Here is a 14,305-nt window from a genome sequence, read left to right as displayed (position 1 = left end):
ATCCTCGCCGGGGGCGCGGTTGGGGAGAGGTCGGCGCAGCCCCCCGCACCTCACTGCGGGGGGCTACGCCGAGGGGCGGGTCAGTTGGCGGACAGGCCTGCGGCGGTGCAGGCGGCAGCGAAGGACGCGGTGCAGATGTCGGTGACCTTGTAGATGTTGTCCTTGACGACGGTGTCCTTGATGTTGTCCTTGGTCACCGCGACCGGGTCGAGGATCGTCGACGGTACGCCGTTCTTTTCGGTGGTGGACTCGGGCTTGCCGCCGTTCGCCAGCGCAACCGCACCCTTGGCGGCGGCCTCTGCCTGCGGCTTGACCGCCTTGTAGATGGTCATCGCCTGGTCGCCGGCGATGATCCGCTGGATCGCGGCCAGTTCCGAGTCCTGCCCGGTGACCGGCGGCAGCGGCTTCACGCCACCGCCCTTCAGCGCGGCGATCGCGCCACCCGCGGTGCCGTCGTTGGCTGCATACACACCGACCAGGCCGTTCTTGATCGCGCTCAGCTGGCCCTCCATCCAGCCCTGCGCCTTGTCCGGGCTCCAGTCCGGGGTCTCGAACTCGGCGGCGATCTTGAACCCGCTGGAGTCGAGCACGCTGTGCGCGCCCTTCTTGAAGTCGGCGGCGTTCGGGTCGGTCGGCGAGCCGTTGATCATCGCGAGGTTGCCGGACGTCTTGCCGGCCGCCTTGAGCGCATCCACCAGGGTCTGCGCCTGCAGCTTGCCGACCGCCTCGTTCTCGAACGACACGTAGTAGTTGGCGTTCTCGATGAACCGGTCGTACGCGACCACCGGGACGCTCTGGGCCTTCGCGGAGGCGGCGACCGCGGCGGCGGCCTTGCCGTCGACCGGGTCGAGAACCAGGACGTTCGCGCCCTGGGTGAGCGCGGCCTCGGCCTGCTGCTGTTGCTTGGCGGCGTCCTGATCGGCATTGCTGTAGATCAGCTGGCAGTCGCCGCAGGCCGCCTTCAGCGCCTCGGTGAACAGCGGGCGGTCGAGCGCCTCGTACCGGGTGGTCTTCGACTCGGGCAGCAACAGCGCGACCTTTTTCGCGCCGCCTGAGCCGCTGCCCGAGCCGGAGCCCGTGTCGTCCTTGCCACAGGCCACCAAGGAGGTGGCGAGGGCCGAGACGGCAAGCCCGAGGCCGACGAGACGAAGTGCTGAGAAGGACATATGGCGGCTCCTTGACGAGACGGCCCCGATTGGCCTGCCCGCAGTCAAGCCCGCCGGCGTCTTGGCGTCAAGACTTGAATTCAAGAAATGGAGATATTGGTATGACTCAGCATCGATGCGCGATGGATCGCGCCGACGATGTCCGCCTCGTCGCCGAGCTCGGCGGGGCGCAGTTCGACGCTCGCCGCGGCGCTCGGGATCGCGCACCGGTCGAGCGCCTCGCGGAGCGGGGCGTGGATCAGTTCGCCGGCCTCGGCCATCAGGCCGCCGACCACGATCGCCTCCGGGTTCAGCAGATTGACGACGCCTGCCACGGCGACGCCGACCCGGCGGCCGGCGTCCTCGATCACCCGGCGGCAGCCGAGATCGCCGGCGAGTGCGCGGGTCACGATGTCCTTCAGCCGCAGCGGTCCGTGCGACGCGGCCAGGCTGCTGATCAGCGCGCGCGAGCCGACGAACGTGTCCAGGCAGCCGCGGTTGCCGCAGCGGCAGATCGGGCCGTTCTCGTCGATCGTGACGTGCCCGATCTCGCCCGCCGTACCGGTCGAACCGCGGAACACGTCGCCGTTGATCACGATGCCCGCGCCGACGCCGTACGAGAACTTCAGGTAGCAGCCGTTCCGGACGCCGCGGAGCGCGCCGGCCCGCAGTTCGCCCAGGGCCGCAAGGTTCGCGGTGTTGTCGAGCGCGACCGGGGCACGCAGGTACCCGGACATCGCCTCGGTCACGTTGACGCCGCGCCAGCCGGGCAGCACCGCGTCGGACCCCGCCTCGCCGCTGACGGAGTCGACCGGCATCGGCAGCCCGAACCCGATGGCGGAGATGTCCTCGACGCCGGAGCTGACCGTCTCGGCCAGGTCGGCGAGCAGGCGGGCGGCGCGCTCCATGCCCTCGTCGGCGACGTGATCGGCCTGCAGCGGCATCAGTTGCTGGGCGAGGATCTCGCGGGAACCGTTCGCGACCGCGACGCGGACGTCGCGCTCGCCGAACGCGACACCGGCCAGCAGCCCACCGCCGGACGCGAGGGAGACCAGTACGGCGCGGCGGCCGTTGCGGATGCTGCGGGACAGGCCGACCATGCCGGCCTGGTCGAGCTCCTTGACCATGTTCGAGACGGTGGCGGCGGAGAGGCCGGAGGCGGCGGCGATCTCGACCTGCGTGAGCGGGCCGTGCTGCCGGACGACGCCGAGAACGCGCGCACGATTGGCTTCGCGCAGCGAAGCCTGCGAGCCCGGGGCCGGGCGAGTTGCGTTCATTACATAAAGATAACGGATCGCGGGGCGTGCCCGGCCGCCCACCGGTGGTGAACCACGAACATCTTCCGCAACCTCGCCGTCACTACCCCTCTGAAACGTCTCGTCGGCGAGAGTAGACCACCCCGGCCACGAGGTGGTGGAGGTGAGCGCTCACACGGTCAAGGCGAGCGCCACAAGGGCCACCGGGAGAGCCATTTCGACGGTCGCGCCGAGGACGTCGCCGGTGGTGCCGCCGAGCGCCCGGACAGCTCGGCGGCCGATGAGCAGGCTGGTCAGAACGGCCAGGAGTACGGCGCCTGCGGTGCCGGACGAACGGAGTACGGCGGGGGACGCGAGCCAACTGAGCGCGATGGCCGCGGCGAGTACTGCGGCTGTAGTGAGGGTTGCCGTGAGTGGGCGGACGGTAGTGGCGACGATCGATCCCAGGCCGTCGGGGCGGGCCGCGGGGATCGACGTACGGCAGGACCAGGGGAGGGTGAGGCGGCTCGCGGCGGTGGCGATCAGAAGCGCCTGCCAGCCGAAGTCCGCTTGCAGGCAGGCGGTGAGGGCGGCGACGTCGAGGAGCAGTACGCCGACGATGGCGACGACACCGAACGGGCCGATGTCGCTCTGCTTCATGATCCGCAGCATCGTCTCGCGGTCCCGCCGGCTGCCCAGGGCGTCGGCGAAGTCGGCGAGGCCGTCCAGGTGCAGTCCGCCCGAGAGCCCGGCGACAACCAGCACCCCGAGTACGGCCGCCAGCAGGTCCGCCTCCGGCTTCACCAGCTGCGCAAGCACGACAACCGCGGCAGCGATCCCGCCGACCAGCACTCCGACGGCCGGGGCCAGCACCATCGCGCGCCCGCCGACCTCTCGATCAACTCGTGATGGCACGCCCGCGGGCAGGACCGTTAGCGTGCCGAGCGAGAGTCGCGCGGCATCGCTCCAGGCCCGTCGGACGTTGGCGTCTGCGGGCCCGGCGGCGGCTTCCGGTTCGCCGGGCTCGGTCATGTGAGGGGGAGGGTTCGGCCGGCCACGGTCCAGAGGACCTGGTCGGACGCCAGGGAGATGGTGGTGTTGAGGCGGCCCATGAGGTCGCGGAACAGACGGGTCCCGGGGTCGGCGGGGACGATGCCGGAACCCACGTCGTTGCTGACGGCAACCACGCGGCGGGCGGTCGCGGACCACGCGTCGGCGAGGCCGGCGATGGCTTGCTCGACGAGGCCCGCGCGGTCGAGATCGGACCAGACGTCGACGGTGTCCATGGTGCGCGACAGCCAGAGGGTGAGGCAGTCGATCAGGAGCGGGGGACCGGAGGACTCGAGCAGTGGCACCAGGTCGATCGTCTCCGCCAGACCCCAGGAGGCCGGCCGGCGGGCCTGGTGCTTCGCGACCCGGTCCGCCCACTCGGCGTCACCGGAGTCGTTTCCGCCGGTCGCGACGTACAGGACGTCGGGCTCCGCGGACAGCAGGCGTTCGGCGGCGACGGACTTGCCGGAGCGGGCTCCGCCGAGGATGAGGGTTCGGTCAGGCATTCGTCCTCCCGGGCTCGAAAACCACCGGCGCCTCGAAGGCCGCCTTGCGCGCCGTACGCCGGAACGCGTTCAGGATCGGCCGCCCGAGCAGCAGCACCAGCACCGCGCTCAGGATGCCGCGCGGAATGTCCCACCCCAGCGACGTCGCCACCACGAACAAGAAGTACCGGTGCAGGTTGGCGGCCAGTGCGTCGCCCGGGATGAACGAGAAGTCGCTGCCGAACGTCGCGTACGGCCAGAACCAGAGGTTCATGATCACGCCGTACAGCACACCCGACACCAGCGAGTACGCCGCCAGCAGCAGCAACTCCAACCGCCCGCCGACCCGCGGCAGCAGACCCGCAAGACACCCGACCCACGCGCACGCGAACATCTGGAACGGCATCCACGGCCCGACCCCACCGCTGATCAGCGCCCCGCCCAGCAACGACACCGCCCCGAGCACGAACCCGAAACCGGCGCCGAACGCCCGTCCCGCCAGCACGAGCAGGAAGAACCCCGGCTCGAGTCCCGCCGTACCTGGGCCCAACGCCCGCAGGGCCGCGCCGACCGCGGCAAGCATGCCGACCAGTGAGATCACCTTTGCGTCGATCCCGGCCTCGGAGAGCTCCGCCAGTACGACGGCCACGAGCAACGGCAACAGCAACACGAACAGCCACGGCGCGTCCGTGGTGTGACCGATCGCGGACTCGCCTGCCTGCGAGGTCTGGAAGAACAGCGGCCACGCGAACCCGAGCACGCCCGCGAGCGAGGCGACAAGCAACGCGGTCGTACTCCGGGGCTTCAGCCGGATCAGGCGAAGTGGTGCAGTCGGGGGCTTGAGCCGGTTGCGTTTCACGACGCCCGATCCAGTGCGTCCGCGACCTCGCCGACGGTCAGGAACGGCAGCGGCGCAAGGATCTTCGCCACCTGCGGCGCGAACGCCGGCGATCCGGCGATGACCTCGGCCGTCTCCCCGTCACTCACCAGCTCGCCGTCGGCGAGCACCATCACCCGCGTGGCGACTTCGGCGACCATCTCCACGTCATGCGTCGACAACACCACTGCGTGCCCAGCAGCGGCCAGCTCGCGCAGGATTGCGACCAGCCGCCGCTTGGCGCCGTAGTCCAGGCCCCGCGTCGGCTCGTCCAGCAACAGCAGTGGCGGCGCGCCGCACAGTACGACGGCCAACGCCAGGCACAGTCGCTGTCCCTCCGACAGGTCGCGCGGATGCATGTCCAGAGGCACATCGGGTGCCAGTCGCTCCAGGAGCGCCCGGCAGCTACCTGTGGTCACCTTGAAGTCGGAGTCCGCGGTGGAGCATTCGTCCGCGACCGTAGCGGCGTACAGCAAGTCTGCGGGCTCCTGCGGGACCAGTCCGACCGCTTTGACCAGTCGCTTCGGATTGGTACGGCGTGGGTCGACTCCTGCGGCGGTCGCAGTGCCAGAGCGAGGAGAGAGGATGCCGACGAGAGAGTTCAGCAACGTCGACTTGCCCGCGCCGTTGCGGCCCATCAGTGCGACGACCTCACCGGCCTTGATACTCAGCGAGACACCACGGAGCGCAGTGACGCTGCCGTAGCTCACCACCAGGTCCTTGCACTGGGCAAGCTCCGCACCGAGTGGTCCTCCCGCGCGTGCAGGCTGCGGAGAGTCGAGCCGGGAGCGGAGACCTGCTGCAGCGCGTCGGGCGTCCCGTACCGACAGGGGGAGCGGTGACCATCCGGCCAGCCGTCCCAGCTCCACGACCGGCGGTGCGACCGGTGCGGTCACCATGCGCTCGGCCGGCAGGCCCGTCGACACAGCAGCGGCGCCACCGGGTACTTCGATCACGCGGTCGGCGTACTGGATCACCCGCTCCAACCGGTGCTCGGCCATCACCACAGTGACACCCAAGTCGTGCACGAGCCGCTGGAGCGCAGCCAGCACCTCCTCGGCCGCCTGTGGGTCCAGCGCGGAGGTGGGTTCGTCCAGCACGAGTACGGCGGGATGCGACGTGAGAGCTGCTCCGATGGCAGTCCGCTGCCGCTGTCCACCAGAAAGCGACGTCAGAGCTCGATCCCGTACGTCGGCCAGCCCGAGCAGGTCCAGCGTCTCCTCGACGCGCCGCCGCATCACGTCCGGCGCCACACCGAGCGACTCCATGCTGTACGCCAGTTCGTCCTCGACCGTGTCGGTGACGAACCCCGCCATCGGGTCCTGTCCGACCATCCCGACCACGTCGGCGAGATCGCGCGGCCGGTACTCGCGGGTGTCCCGCCCGTCGACCAGCACCCGCCCGGCCAGCGTGCCTCCGGTGAAGTGCGGCACCAAGCCGTTGATTGCCCGCAGCAACGTGGACTTGCCGGACCCGGTTCGCCCGATCACCAGCGCCAGTTCGCCCTCCGGCACCGTGAAGCTGACGTCCCGCAGAGCCGGTTGGAGCGCCCCGTCGTACGTCACCGTCACCTGGTCGAACTCGATCATTTGACCGCCTTAGTCAGTGGCGCTTTGAGGGGTGGTGCGGCCACGGCGGGCACCAGTCCGATCAGTACGCCGACGACCGGCAGCACCGGTACTGGTGGGACCACCAACGGGCCGGCCAGCAGCAGACCGTTCACACCACGGACCGCTGCGGTCACCATGGCACCCGCGGCCACAGCACCGGCCGCAACGACGATCCACTCGGGCAACGCCCACGGGTCGGGTCGGTAGCGCGTCCTGCTGACCCGCTGCCGCCCGACTGCCATGGCTGCGACTGCCAGCAGCACACCAGCCGCCAGCGCACCGGCAGCTAATGGGAACGCCATGGCGTCGGTCAGCAACGCGTAGACGCCCAGCAGGATCCCCAGCAGTCCCAGCAGCACGCACAGTGCGGTGAGTCGACGCTGCGCACGAGGAGCCTGCGCAGTACGGCCGTAGCCACGTGAGTCCATCGCGGCCGCCAACTCCACCGATCGGTCCAACGCACCTTCCAGGACAGGCATGGCCGTCGTACGGAAGGAGGCGCGGGTACGACCGCGGAGCCGTCGTGCTGCGCGCACGCGGCGGCCGTCCGTCACCAGTTGCGGCGCGAAGGTCAGTGCGACCACGCACGCGACCCCCATCTCGTAGAGGGCCCCTGGCAACGACTTCAGCAACCGCCGCGGACTGGCCAGTGCGTTGGCCGCACCCACGCAGCAGAGCATGACGGCCAGCTGACCACCGTCGTACAGAGCCGTCACCAGAGCCTCCGCCGTGACGTCGCCGCCGAGCTTGACGCCCGCAGCCCAGTCAGGCAAGGGGATCTGCGGCAGCGTGAACAGCAGCGTGTTTCCCTGCGAGCGGGTGGACAGCAGCGCCTGCAGGACCACGCGGACGCCGATGACCAGCAGACCGAGCTTGAGGAACGCAGTGAAGCTGTGTGCCCACGGTGCGTCGCTCCGGCGGGCTGAAACGACGAATCCGGTCACGGCGAGGATCAGGACCAGCAGGACCGGATTGCGTGTCCTGCTGGCCGCGACAGCCATGCAGAGCGCCCACAACCACCAGGCCCCCGGGTGGAGTGCCCGGGGGAGTGTCAGGTGGTGGACGGCGCGCACTTAGTTGGCCGCAGTACGCCGGCGGTTCAGCACGAATCCGCCGCCCGCCAGGAGCAGCACCACGATGACGGCGATGATGATGCCGGTCCACGGCGTACCGCTGCTGTCTGAGGAGGGTGTGGAGGCGGCGGGTGTCGCCGTCGAGCCCACCGCTGCACCGATCTGCAACGTGACCGGGGGCTCGGTGGCCGGGACCTTGATGTTCTTCACCTGGTCGCCGCAGCTCTTGGACGGGTAGCCCGCGATGCCGCAGGTCAGGCCCTTCTCGATCCGGACCGGTCCGGCCGCGGCGAGGATCTGCGCGCCGGTCGACTTCGGGGCGGTCACCACGCAGGTGCCTTTGGCTTCACCCGGCGTCTCGCCGGCGACCGCGTCCTCCGGCGTACCCGGGTCGACGACCAGCGCGACCCGCTTCTTGCCGGTCTCCGCCGGGGTCTTGCCGCAGATCGCGTCGAAGTCGCCCGCGGCCCGCGGGACCCGGGGCTTGGCGCCGCCGACGGCGAACCGCCAGCCCTCCACGGCGCCGTCGGCGGGCACGAAGGCGTCGGCGCCCTTCTGGGAGAAGGCCCATTGGCCGTTGCTCCACTGGTAGTAGCCCCAGAAGCGGTAGCCGTCCTCTGTCGGGGCGGCGGTCGCTGAGACGGTGGCAACGGTCCCAGCCAGCAGGAGACCCGCCAGCAGGCTGAGGACCAGTCGTACGGTCCGGTGTGCAGTCATGGTGGTTCCTCGGTCGGGCCGCAGCCCGGTGGAGGAGGTCCCGCCTGCACCGGCAGGGTAGGGGCTCCACCCGCGGACCACGGCGGGTAGTCGAGCCTGACCGCCTGCGTCACAGTGTTCCGGCTTGCCACCTGTCAGTGCTGTCAGTGCTGTCAGCGCTGTCAGGTGGCCTACGGTTGCGGGTCAGCGCCGGACTCGGACCGGCTTCCCTGTGACGCAGGCGTGTGGTTCGAAAGCAGCTTACTCTGCGCTTATTCGGCGGTGCTTATTCGGCTGAGGACAGGCTCATCGGCCCGTAGACCTCGCGGCCGTCCTCCAGCAGGTACACCTGACCGACGCCACGGTCGGCCAGGTCCCGCCAGACCTCGCCCAGCCAGCTCTCCGCGTCACCCTGCGCCGAGAAGTCGGCCCCGCCGACCTCGCCGGGGTCGACCAGGGCACCGGTCGCGGTCTCGAACCGCCAGCTCCAGCTCACGAGTTCGGCCGCTTCTGCGGGGCGTTCTGCGCGGTCTTGGCCGGGTCGTTCTCGACGATGTGGCCGAGCACCTCGTCGATCCGCTTCAGCAGACCCTCGTCCAGCGTGACGCCGGAGGCCTTCACGTTCTCGGTGACCTGCTCGGGCCGGGAGGCACCGATGATCGCGGACGAGACGTTGCTGTTCTGCAGCACCCACGCGATCGCGAGCTGGGACAGCGAGAGGTCCGCCTCCTCGGCGAGCGGCTTCAGCTCCTGGACCCGGGTGAGCACGTCGTCGGTGAGGAACCGCTTGATGAAGTTGGACCCGTTGGCGTCGGTCGCCCGGGAACCCTCCGGCGGCTGCTGACCGGGCAGGTACTTGCCGGTGAGCACGCCCTGCGCGATCGGCGAGAACACGACCTGGCCGATGCCGAGCTCCTCCGACGCCGGCACCACCTCGGCCTCGATCACCCGCCACAGCATGCTGTACTGCGGCTGGTTCGAGACGAACGGGATGCGCAGCTCGCGGGCCAGCCGGTGGCCCTCCTGCAGCTGCTCGGCGGTCCACTCCGACACGCCGATGTAGAGCGCCTTGCCCTGCCGGACGACGTCGGCGAACGCCTCCATCGTCTCCTCGAGCGGCGTCTCGGTGTCGAACCGGTGCGCCTGGTACAGGTCGACGTAGTCGGTGCCGAGGCGCTTGAGCGACCCGTTGATCGACTCGTGGATGTGCTTGCGGGACAGGCCGGTGTCGTTCGGCCCGCCCGGACCGGTCGGCCAGTACACCTTGGTGAAGATCTCCAGCGACTCGCGGCGCTCGCCGGCCAACGCCTCGCCGAGCACCGACTCGGCCTTGGTGTTCGCGTACACGTCGGCGGTGTCGAACGTCGTGATGCCGGCCTCCAGGGCCGCCCGCACGCAGGCCTTGGCCTGCTCGTTCTCCACCTGGGAGCCGTGCGTCAGCCAGTTGCCGTACGAGATCTCGCTGACCTTGAGACCACTGTTACCCAGATACCGGAAGTCCATGGTTTGACCCTACCGCTCGTTCAGGACGGCTTCTCGCCGCGCTTCACCATCGGCTTCGGCAGCCGCCAGCGGCGCATCTGCATCGTCCGCCGGACGGCGTAGAACCCGATCCCCTTGGTGGACTCCTTCGGGAACTTGATCCCCACCTGCTTCTTCAGCCCGGAGGTGAGCAGGAACCAGTCCGCCGCGATCAGCAGGATCATGAACAGGAACAGCAGGTTCACCATCCCGGCCAGCCACGGGAACTGCGGCGAGAACACGACGCCGATCAGCGACACCACCAGCAGGACCGGCAGCGCGAACTCCATCACCGAGTAGCGCGCGTCGACGTAGTCGCGGGCGAACCGCCGTACCGGGCCCTTGTCGGCGGCCGGCAGGTACCGGTCGTCGCCGGTCTGCATGGCCGTCTGCATCTTGGCGCGCTCGGTCCGGACCTTCTCCCGCCGGATCGCCGAGGCCTCCTTGCGGTTGCGCGGCTTCTTGAACGCGGCCTTGCGGGCGGCCTCCGCTTCCTTGCGGCTCGGCGTCGGACGCCCCTTGCCGCCCGGCTTGCCCTGGGACTCGGCAGGTACGGTGGTATCTGTCTCAGACTTGGTACGACGGAACACGGGGTCAGAACCTCATTCGCAGGGCAGGTCGCGACTCGGGGTGGTCCCCGGACCTTCCTCCTACTTTATCCGGGCCGGTCCTGATGGTGTGGTGACCCGGTGGGACATAGGGTGGAAGGCACGCACGCCGGGTCGTCAGTCCGGCACAGAAGGGGTACGGATATCGATGAGCATCTTCAAGCGGATGTCGACGATCTTCAAGGCCAAGGCGAACTCCGCCCTGGACAAGGCCGAGGATCCTCGCGAAACCCTTGACTACTCGTATCAGAAGCAGCTCGAGCTGCTGCAGAAGGTACGGCGGGGTGTGGCCGACGTGGCCACCAGCCGGAAGCGGGTGGAGCTGCAGGCGTCACAGCTGCAGTCCCAGTCGGCCAAGCTGCAGGAGCAGGCGCAGAAGGCGCTCTCGATGGGCCGCGAGGACCTGGCCCGTGAGGCCCTGACCCGCAAGTCCGGTCTCCAGGGCCAGATCGACGACCTGACCACCCAGCACGCCCAGCTGCAGGGTGAAGAGGAGAAGCTGACGCTGGCCTCCCAGCGGCTGCAGGCCAAGGTCGAGTCCTTCCGGACCCGCAAGGAGACCATCAAGGCCACCTACACCGCGGCCGAGGCGCAGACCCGGATCAACGAGGCCTTCTCCGGTATTTCCGAGGAGATGAGCGACGTCGGTCTCGCGGTCCAGCGCGCCGAGGACAAGACCCAGCAGATGCAGGCCCGGGCCGGCGCGATCGACGAGCTGCTCGCCTCCGGCGCGCTCGACGACGCGAGTGGCACCGTGAAGGACAACATCACCCTGGAGCTGGACCGGATGTCGTCCGGCTCCGACGTGGAGAACGAGCTGGCCGCCATGAAGGCCCAGCTGGCCGGAGGCGGTGCGCCGAAGGAGCTCTCCGGTGAGGGGGCCGCGCAGGCCCAGCCGCAGTCCGCCCAGCCAGTGCAGCAGCCGGCAGCCGAGCCGGCGCGACCTCAGGACGGAGATGTTCGGTGATCGTTCGCATCATGGGTGAAGGCCAGTGGCGACTGGCCGACGACAAGCTGGACGCGCTCAACGCGGTGGACGGCGACCTGGAGAAGGCGGTGTCGTCCGGCGACGAGACGGCGTACCAGACCGCGTTCGCCGCGCTACTGGACTTCGTCCGCTCCGGCGAGCAGGTGCCGGACACCGAGCTGCACGACTCCGACGCCATCCTGCCCCCGTCGGACAGCTCGCTCGCCGAGATGCGTGAACTGATCAGCGGCGACGGCTTGATCGCCGGCTGATCACTTGCAGTAGCCGTTTTTTCGAGACCCCTGGGACCGAAACTGGTCCCGGGGGTCTTTTTCTCCTACGGCGACTGCGCGGGGGTAAACACTCGTCGTCAGTGCTGTTCCAGGCGGCATTCGCGTAGTACTGTCTGGTTCACGCCGTTGTGGGGGCGGCGATGGACGAGGTCCGTGACGGGGTGTGGGTTGGTCACGGGTTTCGCTGTACACCTGTGGGGGGTGGCTGTACGTGACCGAATTCGTCATGTCTGAAGGACTCGCCGAACCAGCTGATTTGCGGCCGGCGCCGTCGGGGGACCGGCGTCGGCCGGTCTGGGTGGTTCCGGACGCGGTGCCGGCTGTGCTGCCGCGCTCTGCCCGGCACACCGAGGCGCGCTGGGTGGCGAAGTACCGGCGGGCGTCGCTGGCGGCTGATCTCGGCGCCGGGATGATCGGCGCCTCGCTGGCGCTGGTGGCCCGGTTCGGGGCTCAGATCAATCTTGGATACGTCGTGCTGGGGGTGCTGCTGCCGGTCGCCTGGGTGGCCTGTGTGGCGCTGCAACGCGGCTACGAGACCCGGTACTTCGGCACCGGGCCGGAGGAGTTCCGCTCGGTCATCCGGGCTGCGGTGGCCCTGACTGCCATCGTGGCGATCTCGTCGTACGCGACCAAGAGCGAGGTTGCTCGAGGGTTCGTGGTGCTGGCGGTGCCGATGACGTGTGCGGCGGCGATGTTCGGCCGCTGGATGCTGCACCGGCAGATCTCCTGGCGGCGGTTCGCCGGCCGGTGCATGCGCCGGGTACTCGTTGTCGGACGCAACGACCAGGTGACCACGCTGAAGCGGCACCTGGAAGAACGGCCGGCCGACGGGTACGTCGTGGTGGCCAGCTGCCTGCCGCGTGGCGACGTCTTCGAGGAGCCGGAACCGGAGCGCCTGGGCCGGACCGAGATGGACATCCTGGCCGCGGTCGACCAGTACACCGTCGAGGTCGTGGCCGTGGCCGCTGACCCCGAACTGGCCGGACACACGCTGCGGAAGCTGTCCTGGGCACTCGAGCAGCGCGGTGTCGAGCTGATCGTCTCGCCGGGCATCGTCGAGGTCGCCGGTCCGCGGATCTCGATCCGGCCGGTCGCGGGCCTGTCGCTGCTGCACCTGGAGCGGCCGTCGGTCTCCGGCGGACCGCACCTGCTGAAGAGCATCTTCGACCGGGTGGTCGGGTGTCTGATGCTGCTCGGCGTCGCGCCGATCCTGCTGGTCACCGCGATCCTGGTGAAACTCACCAGCCGCGGGCCGGTGCTGTTCCGGCAGACCCGGGTCGGCCGCGGCGGCAAGCAGTTCCAGATGCTGAAGTTCCGCACGATGGTGGCCGACGCCGAGGCACGCAAGGCCGAGCTGCACGCGCTGAACGACGGCAACGGGGTCCTGTTCAAGCTCCGCGACGACCCGCGGGTGACCAGGGTCGGGCGGTACCTGCGACGGTTCTCGATCGACGAGCTGCCGCAACTGGTGAACGTGCTCCGGGGGGACATGTCACTGGTCGGCCCGCGTCCGCCGTTGCCCGCCGAGGTCGCGCAGTACGCGATCGACGACGCGCGACGGATGCTCGTGAAGCCGGGCCTGACCGGCCTGTGGCAGGTCAGCGGTCGCAGCGACCTGACCTGGGAGGAGTCCATGCGGCTCGACCTGCGGTACGCCGACAACTGGTCGATCGCGCTGGACCTTTTGATTCTGTGGAAGACCGCACGCGCCGTGCTGGGGAGCGACGGCGCGTACTGAGTGGTGTTGAGCGGTGTTGTGTTCCCGAGGGGGGAATCCGTGACTGTAGTACTGGAAAGATCGGCCGTTGCCCGATCCGAGGCAGCGACCCTGGTGGTCGGGGCCGCGGCGGGGGACCAGGGTGCCTGGAGTCAGCTGGTCGATCATTATGCGCGGCTCGTCTGGGCCGTCACCCGCAGCTTCCGGCTGGGCGACAGCGACGCCGCTGACGTCTCGCAGGTGGTCTGGCTGCGGTTGCTCGAGCACATCAATCGCGTCGATCCCGAACGGGTCGGCGCCTGGCTGGTCGTCACCACGCGCCGGGAATGCCTGCGGGTACTGGCGTTCCGCAAGCGCGTGCTGCTGACCTACGAAGCAACGGCGTTCGAGGACGTGGCCGGCGACCAGCCGGAGCTGGACTCCGACCTGATCGCCGGCGAACGGGCGGACGACGTACGGCGGGCACTCGAGAAGCTGCCGGACCGCTGGCAGCAGCTGCTCGGCATGCTGATGTCCGACCCGCCGGCGCCGTACGCCGAGATCTCCGCGACGATCGGGATCCCGATCGGCAGCATCGGCCCGATCCGCGGCCGTTGCCTGGAGAAACTCAGACTGCTGCTTGCCTCCTGAGGCAGCAGGCCCCGGTCCGGGCCGCCACCGATCGTGCTCTGGTCAGAGCATGATCCAGGCGGTCCGGACCGGCCGTTGTGCGCTACCGGGCCACCGCAGTAGGAAGCTCACCAGTTGCGCGTTGCCAGGCCCGTCGCTACCGCGCGCCTCGACCACGACCGGACCGGCCGGGAAGACCCGTAGTTCCACGGTCAGCGTCGTGCGTTCCACGTCCAGCGTCACCCCGTGCCCGGCGAAGCGCAGCCGTCGTACGTCGTCTCCGGGCTGGTCGATGAGGCTGTCGAAGACCAGGTCGAGCACGTCGAGGCCGTGTTCGTGCCGGCCGAACGCGGCGTACCCGACCGACCGGAGCAGCGCGATCTGCTCACACGCGGCCCGTTCAGGAGGCCCGATCATCG

General features: G+C 69.5%; 16 protein-coding genes and 1 riboswitch. Of the genes, 4 read left to right on the top strand and 12 right to left on the bottom strand.

Translation table 11 applies throughout. From position 1 onward, the window contains the following. Positions 1 to 80: 80 nt before the first annotated feature. From EV647_RS05385 to EV647_RS05335, 11 genes are all read right to left on the bottom strand, one after another. Positions 81 to 1,166: a substrate-binding domain-containing protein gene (locus EV647_RS05385; protein WP_133999267.1), complete on the bottom strand. Its 1,086-nt coding sequence runs from the start codon at positions 1,164 to 1,166 to the stop codon at positions 81 to 83. An 80-nt stretch (positions 1,167 to 1,246) separates the two neighbouring features. Then, the gene (locus EV647_RS05380) at positions 1,247 to 2,422 is read right to left on the bottom strand and encodes an ROK family transcriptional regulator (protein WP_133999263.1); all 1,176 of its coding nucleotides are present in this window, start codon (positions 2,420 to 2,422) and stop codon (positions 1,247 to 1,249) included. 150 nt (positions 2,423 to 2,572) lie between these two features. Further along, complete coding sequence (cobS, locus tag EV647_RS05375; protein WP_133999260.1) at positions 2,573 to 3,412, bottom strand: adenosylcobinamide-GDP ribazoletransferase; 840 nt, start codon at positions 3,410 to 3,412, stop codon at positions 2,573 to 2,575. Continuing rightward, entirely contained in the window at positions 3,409 to 3,936 is a 528-nt protein-coding gene (locus tag EV647_RS05370) for a bifunctional adenosylcobinamide kinase/adenosylcobinamide-phosphate guanylyltransferase (RefSeq protein WP_133999257.1), read from the bottom strand. The genes cobS and EV647_RS05370 overlap by 4 nt, the downstream gene beginning before the upstream one ends. Continuing rightward, positions 3,929 to 4,774: an ECF transporter S component gene (locus EV647_RS05365; protein ID WP_133999254.1), complete on the bottom strand. Its 846-nt coding sequence runs from the start codon at positions 4,772 to 4,774 to the stop codon at positions 3,929 to 3,931. Before EV647_RS05365 ends, EV647_RS05370 begins: the two co-directional genes overlap by 8 nt. Further along, positions 4,771 to 6,381 (bottom strand): ABC transporter ATP-binding protein, encoded by a 1,611-nt coding sequence (locus tag EV647_RS05360; RefSeq protein WP_133999251.1) that lies wholly within the window; start codon positions 6,379 to 6,381, stop codon positions 4,771 to 4,773. Before EV647_RS05360 ends, EV647_RS05365 begins: the two co-directional genes overlap by 4 nt. Continuing rightward, positions 6,378 to 7,475, bottom strand: a complete 1,098-nt coding sequence (locus EV647_RS05355) for an energy-coupling factor transporter transmembrane component T (RefSeq protein ID WP_133999248.1) — start codon at positions 7,473 to 7,475, stop codon at positions 6,378 to 6,380. The genes EV647_RS05360 and EV647_RS05355 overlap by 4 nt, the downstream gene beginning before the upstream one ends. Further along, the gene (locus EV647_RS05350) at positions 7,476 to 8,192 is read right to left on the bottom strand and encodes an SCO2322 family protein (RefSeq protein ID WP_133999245.1); all 717 of its coding nucleotides are present in this window, start codon (positions 8,190 to 8,192) and stop codon (positions 7,476 to 7,478) included. A 114-nt stretch (positions 8,193 to 8,306) separates the two neighbouring features. After that, positions 8,307 to 8,401, bottom strand: a riboswitch (cobalamin riboswitch). A gap of 56 nt (positions 8,402 to 8,457) precedes the next feature. Next, positions 8,458 to 8,667: a hypothetical protein gene (locus EV647_RS05345; protein WP_133999242.1), complete on the bottom strand. Its 210-nt coding sequence runs from the start codon at positions 8,665 to 8,667 to the stop codon at positions 8,458 to 8,460. Further along, the gene (locus tag EV647_RS05340) at positions 8,664 to 9,674 is read right to left on the bottom strand and encodes an aldo/keto reductase family protein (protein ID WP_133781818.1); all 1,011 of its coding nucleotides are present in this window, start codon (positions 9,672 to 9,674) and stop codon (positions 8,664 to 8,666) included. The genes EV647_RS05345 and EV647_RS05340 overlap by 4 nt, the downstream gene beginning before the upstream one ends. 20 nt (positions 9,675 to 9,694) lie before the next feature. Then, positions 9,695 to 10,282, bottom strand: a complete 588-nt coding sequence (locus EV647_RS05335; protein ID WP_133999239.1) for a DUF3043 domain-containing protein — start codon at positions 10,280 to 10,282, stop codon at positions 9,695 to 9,697. A gap of 166 nt (positions 10,283 to 10,448) precedes the next feature. Between EV647_RS05335 and EV647_RS05330 the strand changes: the two genes are divergently transcribed. The 4 genes from EV647_RS05330 to EV647_RS05315 all read left to right on the top strand — a co-directional run bounded on the left by EV647_RS05330 (position 10,449) and on the right by EV647_RS05315 (position 13,907). After that, positions 10,449 to 11,267, top strand: a complete 819-nt coding sequence (locus tag EV647_RS05330; RefSeq protein WP_131462562.1) for a PspA/IM30 family protein — start codon at positions 10,449 to 10,451, stop codon at positions 11,265 to 11,267. Continuing rightward, positions 11,264 to 11,539, top strand: a complete 276-nt coding sequence (locus EV647_RS05325) for a hypothetical protein (RefSeq protein ID WP_133999236.1) — start codon at positions 11,264 to 11,266, stop codon at positions 11,537 to 11,539. Before EV647_RS05330 ends, EV647_RS05325 begins: the two co-directional genes overlap by 4 nt. A 232-nt stretch (positions 11,540 to 11,771) precedes the next feature. Beyond that, positions 11,772 to 13,298: a sugar transferase gene (locus tag EV647_RS05320; protein ID WP_238175159.1), complete on the top strand. Its 1,527-nt coding sequence runs from the start codon at positions 11,772 to 11,774 to the stop codon at positions 13,296 to 13,298. Between the two features lie 93 nt (positions 13,299 to 13,391). Continuing rightward, positions 13,392 to 13,907 carry an RNA polymerase sigma factor gene (locus EV647_RS05315; RefSeq protein ID WP_166680224.1) on the top strand — a complete coding sequence of 172 codons (516 nt, stop codon included), beginning with the start codon at positions 13,392 to 13,394 and terminating at the stop codon, positions 13,905 to 13,907. A 42-nt stretch (positions 13,908 to 13,949) separates the two neighbouring features. On the opposite strand, the gene EV647_RS05310 is transcribed toward EV647_RS05315, so the two are convergent. Then, positions 13,950 to 14,303 carry a hypothetical protein gene (locus EV647_RS05310; RefSeq protein WP_133999230.1) on the bottom strand — a complete coding sequence of 118 codons (354 nt, stop codon included), beginning with the start codon at positions 14,301 to 14,303 and terminating at the stop codon, positions 13,950 to 13,952. Positions 14,304 to 14,305 lie beyond the last annotated feature (2 nt).

This window comes from Kribbella sp. VKM Ac-2566 (genome assembly GCF_004366005.1).
GTDB lineage: Bacteria > Actinomycetota > Actinomycetes > Propionibacteriales > Kribbellaceae > Kribbella > Kribbella pratensis.
This window is presented reverse-complemented; position numbering and strand designations above follow the sequence as displayed.